16 protein-coding genes are annotated in these 19,896 nt (G+C 71.2%); 2 read left to right on the top strand and 14 right to left on the bottom strand.

Features of this window, described 5'->3' with window-relative positions; genetic code table 11:
- Positions 1-56 precede the first annotated feature (56 nt).
- Positions 57-2,822 (top strand): valine--tRNA ligase, encoded by a 2,766-nt coding sequence (valS, locus tag APR03_RS05515; protein WP_253833532.1) that lies wholly within the window; start codon positions 57-59, stop codon positions 2,820-2,822.
- Positions 2,823-2,973: 151 nt separating this feature from the next.
- Here the strand turns inward: valS and APR03_RS05510 are convergent, their stop codons facing one another.
- The 3 genes from APR03_RS05510 to APR03_RS05500 all read right to left on the bottom strand — a co-directional run bounded on the left by APR03_RS05510 (position 2,974) and on the right by APR03_RS05500 (position 5,351).
- Positions 2,974-3,474, bottom strand: a complete 501-nt coding sequence (locus APR03_RS05510; protein ID WP_253833530.1) for a DUF1877 family protein — start codon at positions 3,472-3,474, stop codon at positions 2,974-2,976.
- Positions 3,475-3,656: 182 nt separating this feature from the next.
- On the bottom strand, positions 3,657-4,832 hold the full coding sequence (locus APR03_RS05505) for a baeRF2 domain-containing protein (RefSeq protein ID WP_253833528.1): 1,176 nt from the start codon (positions 4,830-4,832) through the stop codon (positions 3,657-3,659).
- Positions 4,833-5,033: 201 nt separating this feature from the next.
- Positions 5,034-5,351: a chorismate mutase gene (locus tag APR03_RS05500; protein WP_253834031.1), complete on the bottom strand. Its 318-nt coding sequence runs from the start codon at positions 5,349-5,351 to the stop codon at positions 5,034-5,036.
- A gap of 193 nt (positions 5,352-5,544) precedes the next feature.
- On the opposite strand from APR03_RS05500, the gene APR03_RS05495 reads away from it, so the two are divergent.
- On the top strand, positions 5,545-7,377 hold the full coding sequence (locus tag APR03_RS05495) for an AMP-dependent synthetase/ligase (protein WP_253833527.1): 1,833 nt from the start codon (positions 5,545-5,547) through the stop codon (positions 7,375-7,377).
- Positions 7,378-7,481: 104 nt separating this feature from the next.
- Here the strand turns inward: APR03_RS05495 and clpX are convergent, their stop codons facing one another.
- The 11 genes from clpX to APR03_RS05440 all read right to left on the bottom strand — a co-directional run bounded on the left by clpX (position 7,482) and on the right by APR03_RS05440 (position 19,873).
- Complete coding sequence (gene clpX, locus APR03_RS05490) at positions 7,482-8,771, bottom strand: ATP-dependent Clp protease ATP-binding subunit ClpX (RefSeq protein ID WP_253833525.1); 1,290 nt, start codon at positions 8,769-8,771, stop codon at positions 7,482-7,484.
- Between the two features lie 281 nt (positions 8,772-9,052).
- Positions 9,053-9,772, bottom strand: coding sequence for an ATP-dependent Clp protease proteolytic subunit (locus APR03_RS05485; RefSeq protein ID WP_308216442.1), 720 nt, complete (start codon positions 9,770-9,772; stop codon positions 9,053-9,055).
- 46 nt (positions 9,773-9,818) lie between these two features.
- Positions 9,819-10,454, bottom strand: a complete 636-nt coding sequence (locus APR03_RS05480) for an ATP-dependent Clp protease proteolytic subunit (RefSeq protein ID WP_275977173.1) — start codon at positions 10,452-10,454, stop codon at positions 9,819-9,821.
- 231 nt (positions 10,455-10,685) lie between these two features.
- Entirely contained in the window at positions 10,686-12,065 is a 1,380-nt protein-coding gene (tig, locus tag APR03_RS05475; RefSeq protein ID WP_253833523.1) for a trigger factor, read from the bottom strand.
- A gap of 166 nt (positions 12,066-12,231) precedes the next feature.
- Positions 12,232-13,062, bottom strand: a complete 831-nt coding sequence (locus APR03_RS05470) for a carbohydrate ABC transporter permease (RefSeq protein WP_253833521.1) — start codon at positions 13,060-13,062, stop codon at positions 12,232-12,234.
- A complete protein-coding gene (locus APR03_RS05465) occupies positions 13,059-13,979 on the bottom strand; it encodes a carbohydrate ABC transporter permease (RefSeq protein ID WP_253833519.1) in 921 nt (306 codons plus the stop codon). The genes APR03_RS05470 and APR03_RS05465 overlap by 4 nt, the downstream gene beginning before the upstream one ends.
- Positions 13,976-15,280, bottom strand: a complete 1,305-nt coding sequence (locus APR03_RS05460) for an ABC transporter substrate-binding protein (RefSeq protein ID WP_253833517.1) — start codon at positions 15,278-15,280, stop codon at positions 13,976-13,978. Before APR03_RS05460 ends, APR03_RS05465 begins: the two co-directional genes overlap by 4 nt.
- Positions 15,281-15,526: 246 nt before the next feature.
- A complete protein-coding gene (locus APR03_RS05455; RefSeq protein WP_253833515.1) occupies positions 15,527-15,913 on the bottom strand; it encodes a cupin domain-containing protein in 387 nt (128 codons plus the stop codon).
- A gap of 136 nt (positions 15,914-16,049) precedes the next feature.
- Positions 16,050-17,312, bottom strand: coding sequence for a cellulase family glycosylhydrolase (locus tag APR03_RS05450; protein WP_253833513.1), 1,263 nt, complete (start codon positions 17,310-17,312; stop codon positions 16,050-16,052).
- A gap of 117 nt (positions 17,313-17,429) precedes the next feature.
- Entirely contained in the window at positions 17,430-18,083 is a 654-nt protein-coding gene (locus tag APR03_RS05445) for a response regulator (RefSeq protein ID WP_253833511.1), read from the bottom strand.
- Positions 18,084-18,214: 131 nt separating this feature from the next.
- A complete protein-coding gene (locus APR03_RS05440) occupies positions 18,215-19,873 on the bottom strand; it encodes a PucR family transcriptional regulator (RefSeq protein WP_253833509.1) in 1,659 nt (552 codons plus the stop codon).
- Positions 19,874-19,896: the final 23 nt, after the last annotated feature.

Below are 19,896 nucleotides of genomic sequence, written 5' to 3'. Positions count from 1 at the left end.
GCCGCGCCTGTGGACGACGTGCTCTCGGCTTGCCCGGATCTGGGACACTGGTGCGCATGAGCATTCCCTCCTCCTCCGGGCCGACGGACCCGGCAGCGACCACACCCGCACACGAGACGACACCGATCCCCGCCGCGCCCGCGGTACCGGGCACCGACGTCGTACGCGCGGTGGTCAAGGAGGTACCGGACAAGGTCAGCACGGACGGTCTGGAGACCAAGTTCGACGAGCGCTGGACGGCCGAGCGCACCTTCGCGTTCGACCGCACGCGCACGCGCGACGAGATCTACTCGATCGACACCCCGCCGCCCACGGCCTCGGGCTCCCTGCACGTGGGGCACGTGTTCAGCTACACGCACACCGACATCGTGGCGCGCTACAAGCGCATGCGCGGCCTCGAGGTCTTCTACCCCATGGGCTGGGACGACAACGGCCTGCCCACCGAGCGCCGCGTGCAGAACTACTACGGCGTGCGCGTTGACCTGTCGCTGCCCTACGACCCGGACTTCACGCCGCCGTTCGAGGGCACGGACAAGAACGTCAAGGCCGCCGACCAGGTGCCCGTCAGCCGACGCAACTTCGTCGAGCTCTGCGAGCGCCTCACGGCCGAGGACGAGAAGCAGTTCGAGGAGCTGTGGCGGCGCCTCGGCATCTCGGTGGACTGGGCGCAGACGTACCAGACCATCGGCGACTCGTCGCGGGCCACGGCGCAGCGTGCGTTCGTGCGCAACCTGCGTCGCGGTGAGGCGTACCAGGCCGAGGCCCCGGGCCTCTGGGACGTCACGTTCCAGACCGCCGTGGCGCAGGCCGAGCTGGAGGCCCGGGACTACCCGGGGCACTTCCACAAGGTCGCGTTCCACCGGGCGGACGGCGAGCCCGTCTACATCGAGACCACGCGCCCGGAGCTGATCCCCGCGGTGGTCGCCCTCATCGCGCACCCGGACGACGAGCGCTACCAGCACCTGTTCGGCACCACGGTGACGTCGCCGCTGTTCGGCGTCGAGGTCCCGGTGCTCGCGCACCACCTGGCCGAGCCGGACAAGGGCGCGGGCATCGCGATGTGCTGCACCTTCGGCGACCTGACCGACGTGCAGTGGTGGCGCGAGCTGCAGCTGCCGACGCGCTCGATCATCAACCGCGACGGCCGCATCACCCGCGAGGTGCCGGAGTGGCTCGCGGGCGGTCCGGGCGTGGAGCTGTTCGAGGCCGAGGTGGCGGGCAAGACCACGTTCAGCGCCCGCAAGGCGATCGTGGAGGCGCTGACGGCGTCGGGCGACATGCCCACCGAGCCTGTGCCCACGCAGCGCAAGGCCAACTTCTTCGAGAAGGGCGACAAGCCCCTCGAGATCGTGACCTCGCGCCAGTGGTACATCCGCAACGGCGGCCGGGACGAGGCGCTCCGGGAGGAGCTGCTGGGCCGGGGCAAGGAGCTCGACTTCCACCCCGACTTCATGCGGGTGCGGTACGAGAACTGGGTGAACGGCCTGAACGGCGACTGGCTGGTGAGCCGCCAGCGGTTCTTCGGCGTCGCGATCCCGCTGTGGTACCCCGTGGGCGCCGACGGCGAGGTCGACTACGACAACCCGATCGTGCCCGACGAGGCGTCGCTGCCGGTCGACCCGACGTCGCAGGCGCCCGCCGGGTACACGGAGGACCAGCGCGGCCAGGCCGGCGGTTTCGTCGGGGACGCCGACGTCATGGACACGTGGGCCACGTCGTCGCTGACGCCGCAGATCGTCTCCGGCTGGGAGCGCGACCCGGACCTGTTCGAGCGCGTCTACCCGATGGACCTGCGCCCGCAGGGCCAGGACATCATCCGTACCTGGCTGTTCTCCACCGTGGTGCGCTCGCACCTGGAGAACAAGGTGCTGCCCTGGAAGAACGCGACGATCAGCGGCTGGATCCTGGACCCGGACCGCAAGAAGATGTCGAAGTCCAAGGGCAACGTGGTCACGCCCATGGACCTGCTCGTCGAGCACGGCTCCGACGCGGTGCGGTACTGGGCGGCGTCGGCCCGTCTGGGCACGGACGCGGCGTTCGAGGTGGGCCAGATGAAGATCGGTCGCCGCCTGGCGATCAAGGTCCTCAACGCCTCGAAGTTCGCGCTGTCGTTCGGCGGCGGAGCGGGCAGCGAGATCGCGCTCGACCCGGCGGCGGTCACGGTCGCCCTGGACCGGTCGATGCTCGCCGGGCTGGCGGGTGTGGTCGAGCAGGCCACGGCCGCGCTCGAGACGTACGACCACACCCGCGCGCTGGAGCTCACGGAGACGTTCTTCTGGACGTTCTGCGACGACTATCTCGAGCTCGTCAAGGACCGTGCCTACGGTGCGGGTGCCGACGCCGCGGAGGTCTCCGCCGATACTGCCTCGGCGCGGACGGCGCTGGCGATCGCGCTGGACACCATGCTCCGCCTGCTGGCGCCCTACCTCCCGTTCGCCACGGAGGAGGTCTGGTCCTGGTGGCGCGAGGGCTCGGTGCACCGCGCGCCGTGGCCCGTGGCCGAGCCCCTGCGCGCGGCCGGCGGCGACGCCGACCCGGCGGACCTCGCCGCGGCCGGCCACGCCCTGGCAGCGCTGCGCAAGGTGAAGTCCGAGGCCAAGGCGTCGATGCGCACGCCGATCCTCGCGGCGGAGCTGGCCGTGCCTGCCGCGTCGCTGGCCGCGGTCGAGACCGCGGTCGAGGACGTCAAGGCCGCTGGACGCGTCACCGGCACGCTCGGCCTCGTGGCCGCGGCCGACGGTCAGGGCGACCCGGCGGTCCAGGGCGGCATGGTGGTGACCTCCAGCGAGCTGGGTGAGGCCCCGCCGCGCAACAAGGGCTGACCCCCTCGCCGAAGTAGAACCGTGGCGAAGTAGAACTGGGGCGAGGTAGAACGGGGGCGGAGGTGCTGATCAGCACCTCCGCCCCCGTTCTACCTCGCCACGGTTCTACTTCGCCGTAGTTCTATCTCGCCACGGTTCTACCTCGGCGGGGTCAGTTGAGCATCAGCACCACGGCGTCGCCGGCCTCGGCCGCCGCGCCGTAGAACGCCGTCAGCTCCCCGTAGGCCTTGCCGAGCCGCTCGGCGTCGGTCTCGGCGGTGTGCTCGGCCGGGTCCGGGCAGACGTCCTCGTCGCAGACGTGCCGGGCGTCGGCCAGCGGCGCCAGCGTGTCGAACGACGTGCCGACCAGGAACGCGGCAGCCTTCGCCACATCCTGGGGGCTGAGGTACCGCACGGGCGTGATCCCGTCCGCGGGCCCCAGCTCGACACCGCCCTGGACCGGGTCGACGGGCATTTCGCCATGCACCCGCAGCACGGTGTGGAGCGGGCCCCACACCGTGCCGATGCTGAAGTATCGCGCCTCCTGCACCGGGAGGTCTTTCTGCACCCATTCCCCGGCGAGCTCGTCGATGTGCTCCAGCGCCCAGGTCAGGTCGGTCCGTGCCTTGTCGAAGTCGTCGGCGGCCAGCCGCGCGTACTCACAATGAATCATCCCCATGGCCCGAGACCGTACCGATAATGCGTTTCCGTGTGTATGGGCAAACCGGACACATTTCGATGCAACAAAGTCTCATACGCGGTAAAACGGAAATACCAGCCGATTCGCTGTCCGTTCTGGGGGCTTTTCACCGCGCGCGGCTGGCCGACAATTGACGCCGATTTAACAAGCGGCCGTCAGGAGAGCCTGCGGTCGTCGCCCGACATGCTCGCGAGCGCCTCCGTCGGCGTGCCGTCGTCGCGCCACCGGAGCGTGGCCGCGACGCCGTCGATGAGCCCCACCGACCCCTCGGGGGCGAACGTGAGGCCGGCGTCCTGCCCCACCGCCGCACGCACCAGGGCCACCGACGCCGGCAGCTCCTCCAGGCCCTCGGTCACGCCGAGGTCCTCGAGGTCCGAGCGGTACGCGGCGATGTGCTTGGGGTCGGGGCCGATCCAGAGCTTGCGCCCGTTCGTCGCCGCGCCGGTGCCGTACTCCTCGGCGAGCACCAGGTCCTTGACCTGGCCGCGCGCCAGCACCGCGACGACGTCGTCCACCGAGGTCACCGCGTTCGACTCGCGACCCAGCTCCTGACGCAGCTCCGCCAGCACGCGCTCACGCCGTCGTTCGCGGTAGGAGTCGAGCGCCTCCCCCACGCGCTCGGCGAACGCGCTCTCGTTCACGCCGCCCGCGCGCCCGCCGCCGGGCACCTCCACGACCATCTCGGCGGTCGGCGCCGTCAGCGCCCCGCGGGTGAGCGACACGGCCCGCACGTCCCCGGTGAGCAGCACCAGCTCCGGCCGGGTCTCGGACACGTGGCGCTCGATCTCCGCCGCGATGGCCGCAGCGTTGCGCGCCCACGAGTCCTCCGCGCGCGACTCGATCCTGGCCCGCTTCGTCCCCGGGGACCCCGTCTTCTCGATCTCGTCGTGGGGCGCCTGGAAGGTGCTGTGCACCTTGCCCTCGGGGCCGACGCGCGCGAAGTCCGCGCCCGCACGGTCCACCGCCACCTTGAGCAGCTCGACCGACTCGTCGGCGGCCAGCGCGGCCTGCAGCAGCGCCGGCACCTGGGCCCAGGAGCACGTCGTCCCCGTGGGCGGATTGCTCACCACCCGGTCCACGAGCACGCCCGACTCGTCGGCGATCACGACCCGGCCGTGCGGGCCCGGGACCCTCGTGGGTCGCAGCACCACCTCGGCGATCGCGTCCAGCACGGCAGGGGTGGCACCCTGCTGCGCCAGCTCCCTGCGGGCGGCGTTCCACCGGCCCTCGACGTCGCGTTCGGCGGCCTGCTCCGACGGCGTGGCGTCGAGGTGCAGGGTCGCGAACGGACCCTGGTGGCCGAGGAGGGGCTTGAGCCAGTCGATCTTCATTCGAACCTCCGCGTCTCCGCCGAGGTCGAGGACATGCCCTGCCGCACGCCCTCGCCCCGACATCCCCTCCAGGAAACGACGGATCTCGGGCGCGCGCCACCCTTGTGCCGGAAATGGTTGTGACCTGCGCACCGAATTTCCACGCCTCGGCGTCGACCCGCATTCAAGAGCGGGCAAAGTTGCACCAAGGGGGCTTCACCTTCAAGCGTAGGTGTCGACCTCGGGCAGGTTGTCCCCCTTGTGCTGCGCGGCGATCAGCTCGTGGTGGCGGATCACCTCGCTCACGATGAACTGACGGAACTGCTCGGCGAAGTCGGGGTCCAGGCCCGACTCCTCGGCGATCCGGGTCAGCCGCGCGATCTGCTCCTGCTCGCGCGAGGGGTCGGCCGGGGGCAGGCCGCCCACCGCCTTGAGCTCGCCGACCCGCCGCGTGACCCGGAACCGCTCCGCCAGCAGATAGACCAGCGCCGCGTCGATGTTGTCGATGCTCCCGCGCAGCCGGATGATCTCGGACGGCATCTCGGGGGGCACCGGAGCGCCGGTCGGTTCGTTGTCAGACACAGGTAGACACTAACCCTCCTCGACCGTCCCCCGACGAAGGCTGTTCCGACCTGAGACGCCGATCGGCTACAGTCTGCCGAGCAGGCACGCAACTTGGTGAAGGCCATGAACTTCGGCTCACACCTTCAATGACTTCAACGGAGAGCAGCAGATGACACTCGTCTCGTCGCCGGCCTTGGTGGAGGTGCCCGAAGGCACCAGCATCAACACCATCCTCGCGGACCGCGTGGCCCGCACCGGGGACGAGACGCTCATCGAACGGCGCGACAGTGCCGACGGCCCGTGGATCGAGGTGAGCGCTCGCCGGTTCGAGGACGAGGTGCTCGCCGTCGCGCGCGGCCTCGTCGCCCGCGGCATCGAGCCCGGCGACCGCGTCGCCATCATGTCGCGCACACGCTACGAGTGGACGCTGCTCGACTTCTCGATCTGGGCCGCCGGCGCCGTGGCCGTACCCGTCTACGAGACCTCGTCCGCCGAGCAGGTGCAGTGGATCCTGTCGGACGCCGACGTCCGGCTCGCCGTCGTCGAGACCGCCGCGCACGCCGCGACGGTCCAGCAGGTGCGCCACTCCCTGCCCGGCCTGGAGGACGTGCTCGTGCTCGACGACGGCGCCCTGGCAGCCCTTCGCACGGCGGGTGCGGGCATCTCCGCCGGCATCGTGGGCGAGCGCCGCACCGCCGTCCGCCGCGACGACCTCGCGACCGTGATCTACACCTCCGGCTCGACCGGCCGGCCCAAGGGCGTCGAGCTCACGCACGGCAACTTCGCGCACCTGACGATGAACTCCGCCGTCGGCATCCCGGAGGTGCTGCAGGCGCCGGGCGCCCGCACGCTCCTGTTCCTGCCGCTGGCGCACGTGTTCGCGCGCTTCGTCGAGGTGGCGACCGTCGCGGGCAACGCGGTGCTGGGCCACGCCCCGGACATCAAGAACCTCGTGGGCGACCTCGGCTCGTTCCGGCCCACCTACCTCCTGGCCGTGCCGCGCGTGTTCGAGAAGGTGTACAACAGCGCCGAGCAGAAGGCGTCGTCGGGCCTCAAGGCCACGATCTTCGCGTGGGCCGCCCGGACCGCCGAGGCCTGGTCGCGTGCCCTGGACACGCCGTCCGGCCCGGGGGTGGGCCTCAAGGTGCGGCACGCGATCGCGGACCGCCTCGTCTACGCCAAGCTCAAGGCCACCATGGGCGGTCAGCTCCGGTGGGCCGTCTCCGGCGGGGCGCCCCTGGGCGAGCGCCTGGGTCACTTCTTCCGCGGCTCGTGCGTGACCATCCTGGAGGGCTACGGGCTCACGGAGTCCACGGCGCCGACGTCGGTCAACCGGCCCGGCCAGATCGTGATCGGCTCCGTGGGGCCCGCTTTCTTCGGCACCGACATCTCCATCGCCGACGACGGCGAGGTGCTCCTGCGCGGGCCCCACATCTTCCGGGGCTACCGCAACCAGCCCGAGCTCACCGCCGAGGTGCTCGTCGACGGCTGGTTCCGCACGGGTGACCTCGGGCGCCTGGACGAGCACGGGCACCTGCACATCACGGGGCGCAAGAAGGAGATCATCGTGACCGCGGGCGGCAAGAACGTCGCCCCGGCGGTGCTCGAGGACCGGATGCGCGCCCACCCGCTCGTCAGCCAGGTCGTGGTCGTAGGCGACCAGCGGCCGTTCATCGGCGCGCTCGTGACGCTCGACGCCGAGATGCTGCCCGGCTGGTGCGCGGCGAACGGCCTGCCCGCGCTGTCCGTCGAGGAGGCTCGCGTGCACCCGACGGTCCTGGCGGAGCTCGACAAGGCGGCCGCGGTGGCCAACGAGGCGGTGTCCAAGGCCGAGTCGATCCGCAAGATCACCGTGCTCGACATCGACTTCACCGAGGCGAACGGCTACCTCACGCCGTCGATCAAGGTGAAGCGTGCCCAGGTGCTGGCCGACTTCGCGGACACCATCGACACCCTCTACGGCGCGGCCGCCCCGGCGGCGAACACGCTTCAGCCGAGGTAGAACTGTGGCGAGATAGAACGGGGGCCGGAGCGCTGATCAGCGCTCCGGCCCCCGTTCTATCTCGCCACAGTTCTACCTCGCCACGGTTCTATCTCGGCGGGGGGCTACGCGCTCTTCTCTCGGGGCTGGCGGCCGCGGACCGGGCTCTTGCGCGGGACGACCGTCGGGTTCACGTTGTCGAGCACCACGTCGCGCGTGATGACCACGCGCTCGACGTCGTCGCGGCTCGGCACGTCGAACATGACCTGCTGGAGCACCTCTTCCATGATCGCTCGCAGGCCGCGCGCCCCGGTGCCCCGCAGCAGGGCCTGCTCGGCGATCGCCTCGACGGCCGGCTCGTCGAACTCGAGCTCCACACCGTCGATCTCGAACATCCGCTTGTACTGCTTCACGAGCGCGTTCTTCGGCTCCGTGAGGATCCGGACCAGCGCGTCACGGTCCAGCGGCGAGACCGAGGCGATGACGGGCAGGCGCCCGATGAACTCGGGGATCAGGCCGTACTTCTGCAGGTCCTCCGGCCGCACCTCGGCGAACAGGTCCTCGTCGCGGGCGATGGACTCCATCGGGGCGCTGAAGCCGATGCCGCGCTTGCGGGAGCGGGCGGCGACGATGTCGTCCAGGCCGGCGAACGCGCCGGCCACGATGAACAGCACGTTCGTCGTGTCGATCTGGATGAACTCCTGGTGCGGGTGCTTGCGCCCGCCCTGCGGCGGCACCGAGGCCGTGGTGCCCTCGATGATCTTCAGGAGCGCCTGCTGCACGCCCTCGCCGGAGACGTCCCGCGTGATCGACGGGTTCTCCGCCTTGCGGGCCACCTTGTCGACCTCGTCGATGTAGATGATGCCCGTCTCGGCCTTCTTGACGTCGTAGTCGGCCGCCTGGATGAGCTTGAGGAGGATGTTCTCCACGTCCTCGCCCACGTAGCCCGCCTCGGTGAGCGCTGTCGCGTCGGCGATGGCGAACGGCACGTTCAGCATCTTGGCGAGCGTCTGCGCGAGGTAGGTCTTGCCGGTGCCCGTGGGGCCGATCAGCAGGATGTTGGACTTCGCGATCTCGACCGCGTCCTGGTCGTCCGGGCTGATCGACCGGCCGGCCTCGCCCGCCTGGATGCGCTTGTAGTGGTTGTAGACAGCCACCGCCAGCGCACGCTTGGCCGGGTCCTGGCCGATGATGTACTGCTCGAGGAAGTCGAAGATCTCGCGCGGCTTGGGCAGCTCCGTCAGGCCGAGCTCGGCCGCCTCACCGAGCTCTTCCTCGATGATCTCGTTGCAGAGCTCGATGCACTCGTCGCAGATGTAGACGCCCGGACCGGCGATCAGCTTCTTCACCTGCTTCTGCGACTTGCCGCAGAAGTTGCACTTCAGCAGCTCCGCGCCGTCACCGATTCGCACCACTACCTGTCTCCTCGCCTTGTGCACCCTCACGGAGTCCCGCACAGGCCGGTTGACCCAGCAGATCCGCAACGTCGAGCGGTCTCAGATCCATTCCACACCACCCGTGGCCTGTTGTCAGCCCGGCGACCCGGCGGGTCGTCGAGCCGACTTTCACCACTTCATGACAATTTTGTCATGAAGTATGCAGCAGGTCCCACAATGCCCGACGCCGGGGCCCGCGTCCAACCACTGCTGGTGGAGCTGCCCCGGCGTCCGCCGGCCTCGACAGGCGGCCGCGGACGTCAGTTCGTGACGACCGTGACCGGCTTGCGCGACTGGAGCACCTCGTCGACCAGGCCGTAGTCCTTCGCCTGCTCGGCCGTGAGGATCTTGTCGCGCTCGATGTCCTCGCGGACCTCCTCGACCGACTTGCCGCTGTGGGTCGCGAGAGTCAGCTCGAGCCACTCGCGCATGCGGATGAGCTCGTTGGCGTGGATCTCGATGTCGGAGGCCTGCGCGTAGCCGCCGCCCTCCATCGCGGGCTGGTGGATCAGCACGCGCGAGTTGGGCAGCGCCAGACGCTTGCCCGGCTGGCCGGCCGCGAGCAGCACGGCAGCGGCCGACGCCGCCTGGCCCAGCACCACCGTCTGGATCTGCGGCTTGATGAACTGCATGGTGTCGTACAACGCCGTCATGGCCGTGAACGAGCCACCCGGCGAGTTGATGTACATCATCACGTCGCGGTCCGGGTCCTGGGTCTCGAGGACCAGGAGCTGGGCCATGACGTCGTCCGCGGACGCGTCGTCGACCTGGACCCCCAGGAAGATGATGCGGTCCTCGAACAGCTTGGTGTACGGGTCCTGGCGCTTGAAACCGTACGCGGTGCGCTCCTCGAACTGCGGGAGCACGTAGCGGGCGGACGGCATCGCGCCGGCGGCGCCGTAGGGCAGCCCCGCACCCGACTGGGCGCGCACGCCGGCGAGGCGCTCTGCTGCTGCGACGAACTGGGCTTCAGGACTCACGGTGGGTCTCCTCTGAGAAAGTCTGGTGTACGTGTCGGGGGGACGGTCAGCTGGCCATACCGCCGCCGCCGGCCAGCGCCGCGGTCTCGACGACGTGGTCGACGAAGCCGTACTCCAGCGCCTCAGTGGCCGTGAACCAGTTGTCCCGGTCGTTGTCCTTCATGATCGTCTCGACGGTCTGCCCGGTCTGCTCGGCGGTCAGCTCGGCGAGCACCTTCTTCATGTGCATGATGAGCTGCGCGCCGATCCGGACGTCCGTGGCGGTACCGCCGACGCCACCGGACGGCTGGTGCATGAGCACCCGGGCGTGCGGCGTGATGTAGCGCTTGCCCTTGGTTCCCGACGACAGCAGGAACTGGCCCATCGATGCCGCCATCCCCATCGCGACCGTGGCCACGTCCGGCTTGATGAACTGCATCGTGTCGTAGATCGCCATGCCGGCGGTGATCGAGCCGCCCGGCGAGTTGATGTACAGCCAGATGTCCTTGTCGGGGTCCTCGGCCGCGAGAAGCATCATCTGCGCGCTGATCGCGTTCGCGTTCTCGTCGCGCACCTCCGACCCCAGCCAGATGATGCGCTCCTTGAGCAGCCGGTTGTAGATGGAGTCGTTGAGCCCGAAGCCAGCACCCTCCGCCCGCGCTACCGGCCCAGCATCCATCCGCAGCAGATCGTTCACGTCCATCTCCTCGGTTCTGACTCTCGTCTGTGGACCACGTCCTAAGACGTCGTGTCGCTCGACCCTAACGTGCCGCTGCCCGCCAGAACTCCCGATCCGGCGACCGTTTCGCCTACAGCGCACCGGTGCTGCCCAGGGCGAAGGCGGCCGGGACGCAGACGGCGGTCCGCACCCCCTCGGAGGGGGTGCGGACCGCCGTCCGACGTCGTCCCGGGGCCGCGCGCGGCGGGGTCCGGGTCAGGCCTTCGCGGGCTCCGAGGCCTCGGCGTCGGCGCCCTCGGCGGCGTCCGCGTCCTGCGCCTGGGCGACGGCGTCCGCGAGCGCGGCCTGGGCCTCGTCGGCCTCGTCCGAGCCGATGAACTCGCTCAGGTCGACGACGTTGCCCTCGGCGTCCTTGACCTCGATCTGGCGCAGCGCGACCGCGAGCGCCTTGGAGCGCGCGACCTCGCCGACCATGGCCGGGATCTGACCGCCCTGCTCGAGCGTCTTGATGAACTCGCCCGGCTCCATGCCGTACTGCTGCGAGGCGCTCACCAGGTACTCGACGAGCTCGCCCTGGCTCACCTGGACCTTGAGCTTCTCGGCGAGGGTGTCGAGCAGGATCTGGTTCTTGATCGCCTTGGTGGCGTCCTCGCGGACCTCCTCGCGGTGCGTGTCGTCCTCGAGGCGGTTCTCGGACTCCAGGTGACGGTGCACCTCGGCCTCGACCACGCCGGTCGGCACGGGGACCTCGACGGTCTCCAGCAGCTTCTCCATGAGGGCGTCGCGCGCGGTGACGGCCTGGTTGGAGGTCTTGATGCCGGCGACCTGGGTCTTCAGGTCCTCCTTGAGCTCGTCGATGGTGTCGAACTCGGAGGCGAGCTGGGCGAAGTCGTCGTCCACCTCGGGCAGGTCGCGCTGCTTGACGGACGTGGCGGTGACGGTGACGTCGGCCTCTTCGCCCTCGTGGTCGCCGCCCGCGAGCGGCGCCTTGAACGTGGTGGTCTCGCCCGCCGACAGGCCCGTGAGCGCCTCGTCGAGGCCCTCGAGCATGTTGCCGGAGCCGATCTGGTACGAGACGCCCGACACGGAGTCGACCTCCTCGTCGCCGATGACGGCCTTGAGGTCGATGACGACGTAGTCGCCCTCGACGGCCGGGCGGTCGACGCCCACCAGGGTGCCGAAGCGCTCGCGCAGCGCCTCGAGGCGCTCGGCGACGTCCTCGTCGGTGACGGTCGTGGAGTCGACGGTCAGGTCGACGTCCGACAGCTCGGGGAGCTCGATCTCGGGGCGGACCTCGACCTCGGCGGTGAACTTCAGCTGGCCCTCGCCGGCCTTGGCCGGGATCTCGGTGACGTCCACCTCGGGCTGGGCGAGCGGGCGCAGCTCGGTCTCGCCGAGCGCCTGCTGGTAGAAGCCGGAGAGCCCGTCGTTCACGGCGTGCTCGATCACGGCGGCCCAGCCGACCCGCTGCTCGATGATGCGCGGGGGCACCTTGCCCTTGCGGAAGCCCGGGACGTTCACCTGGTCCGCGATGTGCTCGTAGGCGTGATCGATGCTCGGCTTGAGCTCGTCGTAGTCCACCTCGACGGTCAGCTTGACCTTGGTGGGCTCCAAGGTCTCGACGGCGCTCTTCACTTCGATGGTCTCCAGAATGTCGGGGGTGCGCGCACGCCGGCGTACTGACTCCCGGGTGGCGCGGGGATGCTCAACTCAGTTGCAGCTGCTCGCTGACAGCGTGTGCGGCAGGCGCACGGGCAACCCGTCAATGGTACGCCTCATGGCCACGGGAGCCGAACGGAGCTCACCGCCCCATCCCGGCCGTGAGCCCCGCCACGATCTGCCGCGTCGCGACCAGGAACAGCACCACGAGCGGCAGCGTCGCGATGACCAGCCCGGCGAACAGCGTGGACCACGAGGTCTGGTACTCCCCGAAGAACGTGGTCAGTCCCACGGGCAGCGTGTAGCTCGCCCGGTCGCGCACCAGGATCAGCGGGTAGAAGAAGTCGTTCCAGATGGGCACGAAGCGGAAGACCACCACCGTGGCGACGGCGGGCCGCACGAGCGGCAGCAGCACCGACCAGAACGTGCGCAGCGGGCCCGCGCCGTCGATCCGCGCGGCGTCCTCCAGCTCGTCGGGGAGCTGGCGCAGGAAGGTGGCCAGCACGAACACCGAGAACGGGACGGACACCGCGGCGTAGACCAGGATCAGGCCGGTCCGGGTCGAGGCGAGACCGATCGTGTCGAGCAGGTAGAAGATCGGCACGATCATGAGGAACACGGGCATCATGAGGCCGGAGACGAACACCTGCTCGATCACGGCCATGAGCCGCGAGCGCGACCGGGCCAGCGCGTACGCCGCCAGCAGCGAGACCGCCGTCGACAGCGCCACGGACGCCACGGTGACCAGCACCGAGTTGAGGAAGTAGGTGGAGAAGGACGCCTCCACCCAGGCCGCGCGGTAGGCGTCGAACGACGGCGCGTGCGGCAGCCCCAGCGGCTCGGAGACGAGCTCCTGGTCGGACCGGACCGAGTTCCAGACCATGACCAGCAGCGGCACGAGGGCCACGACCGCGTAGCCCCAGAGCACGACGTTCACCACCACCCGGTTCAGCACCGGGCCGGGCCGCCTCACGTCAGCCTCCGCTCGACGCCGCGGAACCAGCGCGTGAACGCGACGGACACCCCGACGATGACGAGGAACAGCACGATGGCGACCGCCGACGAGACGCCGATCGCGTTGGACGCCCCGGAGTGGAACGCGGTCCGGTAGAAGAGGAGCGACATGACGTCGGTCGCTCCGGCCGGGCTGCCGCTCGACCCGCCCAGCGCGTACGGGATCGGGAACGCCTCCATGGAGAAGATGAACGTGAGCACGCTGACGGTGCCGATCACGGGCGTCAGCAGCGGCAGCGTGACGTGCCAGAACCGCTGGGCGGAGCTCGCGCCGTCGAGCATCGCGGCCTCCTGGGTGCTCGGGTCGAGCGCACCGAGCGCGGCGCCGTAGACCAGCAGCGGGAACCCCACCCACTGCCATGCCGTGACCAGCACGACCACCCACAGGGCGGTGTCCGGGTCGCCCAGCCAGGGCTGGGCCACCGCGTCCAGCCCGACGGCGCGCAGCAGCGCGTTCACCGGCCCGAACAGGGGCGAGAGCAGCAGCGACCACAGGTAGCCGACCACGAGCGGCGACACCAGGTACGGCATGGTGAACAGCACCTGGAACAGGCGGCGGAACCGCGCGCGCTGGTGCAGCACGTACGCCAGCAGCAGACCGACGGTGTTCTGCGCCACCATGGCGCCGGCGAACAGCAGCGCGTTGTGCCCGAACGCGCGCGGGAGCTGGCTGCGGTACGGCTCGGTGGTGAACAGCGCGACGAAGTTGGCCGCGCCGACGAACTCCTCCTGCGCGGTGCCGCGCCACGAGAACAGGGAGTACGTCAGCGCCGTCGCCATCGGGTACAGCACGAAGACGGCGAACAGCGCGGCGGCGGGCAGCAGGAAGAGCAGGGCGACGGGCGTGGGCAGCGCCGCGGTACGACGGCGGCTCACTCGCCCGGCGTCCACCAGGCCGACAGCCCGTCCTGGACGATGTCCGCGGCACCCGCGGCGTCGGTGTCGCCGAGGAACAGCTTCTGCCCGGCCTCGCCCATGAGGTCGGTGCCGACCGGGTCGCCGTAGCGGTAGTCGACCAGCAGCAGGTACGGCGCCGGGTTCTCCTGGTACAGGTCCCACATCTCCTGCTGGAGCGGGTCGGCGTACTCGACGCCGGGGATCGGCGAGAACTGCTTGAGCTCGTCGGCCACGAGCTGCCCGAACTCCGGCGTGGCCAGCCAGGTCAGCAGCGTCTCGGACTCCGCGCGGTGCTGCGTGGTCGCCGACAGGCCCCAGTTGCCGTCCGCGTACCCCGGCGTGACCGGGTGGTCGAGGGCCGAGCCGGGTGGCGGCGGCACCTGGAACACGCCGAGCTCGAGGTCCGGGTTCGCCTCCTGGAAGAAGGCCTGCTCGTACGAGCCGCCGGCGAACATCGCGGCCTGGCCCGACGTGAACAGCACCTGCGCGTCCGTGTACGCCACGCCGGTCACGTCGTCGGGCATGTACTGCTGCAGGTCCTTCAGGGTCTGGATCGAGTCCACGTAGGCGGGGTCGGTGAAGTCGGTCTCGCCGTCGCGCAGCGCCTGCTGGAAGTCGGCGCCGCCGTACTGCGCGGCCGTGAGGGCGTCGTGCACCGTGGGCACGAACCAGCCGTCGCGCGCGCCGACGGCGAGCGGCGTCACGTCCGCCTCCAGGAGCGTGTCGTTCAGCGCCACGAAGTCGTCCCAGGTCTCGGGCTCCTCGAGCCCGTTCTCCTCGAAGATCGCGGTGTTGTACCAGACCTGGATGGTCTGGGTGGCCAGCGGGACGCCGTACACGGCGCCGTCCTCGCGGCCGCGCGCGCCGTCCAGCGCGGCGTCGTCGAACTCGCCGAGCGCCGGGACCACGTCGTCCAGCGGCTCCAGGTTGCCGCCCTCGACGAGCGGCTGGAGCAGGCCGTAGGACCGCACCTGCGCGATGTCGGGGCCGTCCGAGCCGGTCAGGCCGGTACGCAGGATCTGGTCGTACTCGGTGTTGAGGTGGGCCTGGAAGTTCACCGTGATGCAGGGGTTGGCCTCCTCGAAGACGTCGAAGATCCGGTCGTAGGTCTTCACGTCCTCGGTGCGCCAGGACCAGACGTCGAGGGCCACGGCGTCGCCGTCGCACCCCTGGCCCGGTGCCGCGCCGGGCTCGGGGCTGTCCGCCGACGGCGCGCACGCGCCGAGGGTCAGTGCCACGAGGGCTGCGCTGGCTGTGGCACGGGTGATTCTGCGGCTCATGCGCCGGACGCTGCCGTCCCGGGGACGGGGTGTCAAGCATTTGGCCCTCGCCGGAGCGGCGTGTCCCGGCCGGCCGGGGGTGCGATCCTGGCGACGCCGGGGCTGCGGCGGCCGGATCGTCGTCCGCCGGGCCACCGCCCGCCGCTCCCCTTCGAGACCGAGGTTGCTTGCCTTTGGAGGCCCGCAAAGCCAAGCAACCTCGGTCTCGAAGGTGAAGGGGTGATCCCGGCCGGCCGACCTGCCGGCTCAGGGCAGGGGCGGCCCGGGCAGCAGCTCGTGGTCGCGCAGCACGAACGCGTCCGCCGTCGTCTCGACGATGACGGCGAGCAGGTCGGTGGTCGCCGTCGTCTCGTGGATCTCGCCGGGCTCCCAGATCGCGGCCTGGCCCGCCTGGACCGGCTGCTCGTCGACGGCGCCGTCGGCCGCCTTCGAGGTGACGACGCCCTCTCCCGCGAGCACCGCGAAGACCTGCAGCGTCGTGGCCGGGTGCTCGCCCAGCACGCCGCCGGCCACGATCCGGGCGACGTGCACGGTGGTGCGCTCGGCGTCGGGCACCACGGGCAGGAAGTCCATGTCGACGCCCGAGCTGCCGTAGCGCGTGATCTCCCGCGCGGGGAGCTGGATGATCCGCATCCGGCCATCCTCTCGCGGGGGGGCTCCCCCGCCGCACCCACCTTCGAGACCGAGGTTGCTTCGCTCTGGAGGCCCTCGGAGCGAAGCAGCCTCGGTCTCGAAGAGAATCCGGGCGGCGAGAATTCGGGCGGCGCCGCTAGAACGCGTCCGGGGTGCGGATGCGGTCGCGGATCCAGGTGCCCGCCTGCTTGAGGCGGTGGGCGCCGAAGTCGCCGCTCGCGCAGGTGCCCTCGGTCCACACCGCGCCGGAGCGGTGGTCGTCGGAGTAGTTCCAGTTGACCCAGCTGATCTTCTTCGACGCCGCGAGGTCGAGGTAGCGCTGCGCCATCGCGAAGTCGTTGGCGCCCTCGCCCGCGTAGTCCTGGGTGCCGAACTCGGTGATGAACACCGGGATGCGGTCGGCCGCGCGGGACAGGGCGCTCAGGTACTCCTCGCGGTGCGACGCCGCGTAGAAGTGGAACGTGTACATGACGTTCGAGGCGTTCACCGGGTTGTTGACCACCTCGGACTCGTTCGCGCCGTCCGAGACGCCGAGCGACGACCACGCGCGGGTGCCGAGCAGGACCACGGCGTCGGGGTCCTTGGCGCGGATCACCGGGACGATCTGCTCGTGGTAGCTCTTGATGGTCTGCCACGAGACACCGTTCGGCTCGTTCGCGACCTCGTAGATGATGTTGTTCTTCCCGTTGTTCCGCTCCGCGATCGCCGTGAAGAACGTCTTGGCGCGCTGCAGGTTGAAGTGCGGGTCGCCCGGGTCGAGCATGTGCCAGTCGACGATCGCGTACATGCCGCGGGCCGTCAGCTTGTCGATGTAGGTGTTCACCAGCGCGGTGAAGCGGGCGGGGTCGGTCTCGTAGCCGCCCTCCTGCACGTAGGTGGAGATCCGCACGACGTCGGCGTTCCAGTCGTGCGCGAGGGTGTCGAGCGAGCCGTCGGTGACGCACTGCGAGTACCACTGCGTGCCGTGCGTGCTCATGCCGCGCAGCTGGATCCGCGTGCCGCGCTCGTTGCACAGGCCCGTGCCGCAGACCCTGAGCTGCCCGTTCGCCGCGACGGGGGTGTCGGCCTCCTCGCCGGGACCGGTCGGGTCGGGGTCCGGGTCCGGTGCGCCGTCGCACGTGCCGTCGAGGGTCCACAGGGTCGGCGTCGACGCCGGGTCCCATCCGGCGCCCGGGTGCGCGGTGTGCGACACGAGGGCGGTGTAGCCGCGGCCGGCGTGCGTGACGTGCTGGCCCGCCGTGTAGCTCCGGCCCTCGGCCCAGGCCGGTGCGGAGCAGTCGACCGCGGCGGCGGCCTGCGGGGCGGCCGTGGCGGGCAGCAGCGGGACGAGAGCCGTTCCTAGGGCCAAAGTCGCTGCCGTGAGCACGGCGACGACGATCGGGGCGCGTCGGGAGACCATGGGGACCACCTCGGGTTCGTGGACGAGTCGACCGACGTTATCCGCCGAGCACCCCGGAGAACATCGGGGTTTCCCACATGCCGCGCCCCCGAGGACCAGCGCGGGACCGGCGCGGGATCAGCGCGCCGCCAGGCCGTTCTGGTAGGCCCACACCACGGTCTGGAGCCGGTCACGCGTGCCGATCTTCGCCATCGCGCGCCCCAGGTGGGACTTCACGGTGCTGGTCTCCACGACGAGCTCCCGCGCGATCTCGGCGTTCGACAGCCCGCGGGCGAGCTGCCGCACGATCTCGGCCTCGCGTGCCGTGAGCTGCGCGACCAGGTCGGTGGCCGGGGCCGGCGGCGCCGTGCGGCGCGCGAACTCGGTGATCACGCGGTGCGTCACCGCCTGGTCGATGAGGCCCTGGCCGTCGGCGAGCCGGCGCACGGCGTCGACGAGCTCCTCCGGCTCGCAGTCCTTGAGGATGAACCCGCCGGCCCCCGCCTCCAGCGCGCCGAAGACGTACTCGTCCAGGTCGAACGTCGTGACCACCAGGACGGCGGGCACCGCGCCGGGCCCCGCGACGATCTGCCGGGTCGCGGCCAGGCCGTCGCCGCCGGGCATCCGGACGTCCATGCAGACGACGTCGGGGGCGTGCCGGCGCACCAGCTCGACCGCCGTCGGCCCGTCGGACGCCTCGGCGACCACCTCGATGTCCTCGACCTGCTCCAGCAGGTACCGGAACCCCGCCCGGACCACGGCCTGGTCGTCGACCAGCACGACCCTGATCATCCCTGTCCCCTCGTCGTCCGCCTCGTCCGGTCCCGGTCCCCGTGCCGGACGCCGGCTCGCAGGGCGGTCGCCCCGTACGATACCGACGCCGCGGGCAGGCGGGCCCGGCCCGGGCTACGCCCCGCCGAGCATCACACGGAGAGCATCACACGGAGCTGGAGCATCGCGGCGAACCGCGCCTCCGGGTCGTCGAGGTCGATGCCGCTGACCTGCCCCACCCGGCGCAGGCGGTAGCGGAACGTGTTGGGGTGCACGAACTCCGCCGCCGCCGCGGCGGGCACGTCGCCGAACGCGTCGAGCCAGGCCCGGAGGGTGGCGACCAGCCCGGCACCGTGCTCGGCGTCGTACTCCAGGAGGCGGGCCAGGGGGCCCGCGATCTCGTCGCCACGCGCCGCGACCAGGTCGCGCAGCTCCAGCACGAGGGACGCGGCCTGGACGTCGCTGAACCGGGCGACGCGCAGCCCGCCCCCGGGCTCGGTGCCCGGCCCGCGGTAGGGGTCGCTCGCCCGCAGCACGCGCAGCACGCGGTCGACCACCTCGCGCGAGCGGGCCACGCCGCGCACGTCCGGCGCCACGGGTCCCACGGCCGCCACGACGCTCGATCGCCGGCCCACCTTGTCGGCGAAGGCGCGGGCGATCCGCCCGGCGCGGTCCTCGCCGTCGGGCCCGCACGGCAGCAGGCCGTAGGCCACGTCGCCCACGAGGGCCACGGCGGACGCCGGGTGCGCCGACTGCAGGTGCAGGGCGAAGGCGTCCGACAGCCGCTCGCGCACGCTCGCCTCGACCACGTCGCCCGCGGCGGAGCGCTCGCCGTCGTCGGCCCGGGCGGTGACGCCGAGCACGACCACCGCCTGCCTGCCGAGGCCGAGGCGTTCGAGCGCCTCGCGCGCGCCCGTGCCGCCCTCCAGGGCCGTGCTGAGCAGGTCGGTGCGCACGCGGCGGCGCACGTCCGACCCGGCGCGCACCCGCAGCAGGTGCAGGGCGGTCAGGGTCGCGGCGTCGCGCAGCGCGTCCACCCGGCGGTCGTCGAGCGGCACGTCCATGACCGCCCAGATCGACCCGAGCACCTCGTCGCCCGCGCGGACCGCGATGGCCACGCGCGGCAGGGTCCGCGCCTCCCCGTCGATCGGGATGGGGTCCACGCGGACGGGGTCGGTGCTGCGGTACAGGTCCCGGAACACGCCCCGCTCGGTGAGGATCCGGGCGTACCGCTCGGGCACGCGACGGCCGAGCACGGTCTCGACCCGCGGGTCGTCCGCCTCGTCCTGCCGCACGGAGAACGCGAGCACGCGCGAGCTGCGGTCCTCGATGGTCACGGGTGCGTCCAGCAGCGCGGCGACGGCGTTCGCCACGGCGAACAGGTCGCCCGACGGCAGCCCGCCCAGCGACTCGGCGTCGTCCACGCCCACGTCGCCCTCGGCCAGGACCGTGCGCAGCAGGGCCGCGAGCTGCGCCCACGTGGCGCCGCGGCTCAGGCCCAGGAGCGCCACCCCGCTCGCGCGCGCGGCCTCCAGCACCGCGGGCGTCGCCGGGACGGGCTCGCGCACGACCAGCCCGGCCGCGTCCTGCTCGCCCAGGCGGCGCAGCAGCGCGACGACGTCGGCCTCCTGCGCCAGGCCCACGCCGAGCACCAGCGCGCACGGCGGGTACACCGCCTCCTCCAGCGGGTCGTGGATCACGAGGCCGCCCACCTCGCGGCCGTCGTCCGGCCCCTCGCGCACGACGTCGAGCAGGGTCGCCCCGAGGTCGTCGAGCACCCTGCCGAGGCTCGCCCGTGGCCGCCGGCTCATGCCGGGAGGATAGGCGCTCCACG

This window comes from Promicromonospora thailandica (assembly GCF_024171955.1).
GTDB lineage: Bacteria > Actinomycetota > Actinomycetes > Actinomycetales > Cellulomonadaceae > Promicromonospora > Promicromonospora thailandica.
Note: the sequence above shows the minus strand (reverse complement) of the source record. Positions and strands in the feature narration are given on the sequence as shown.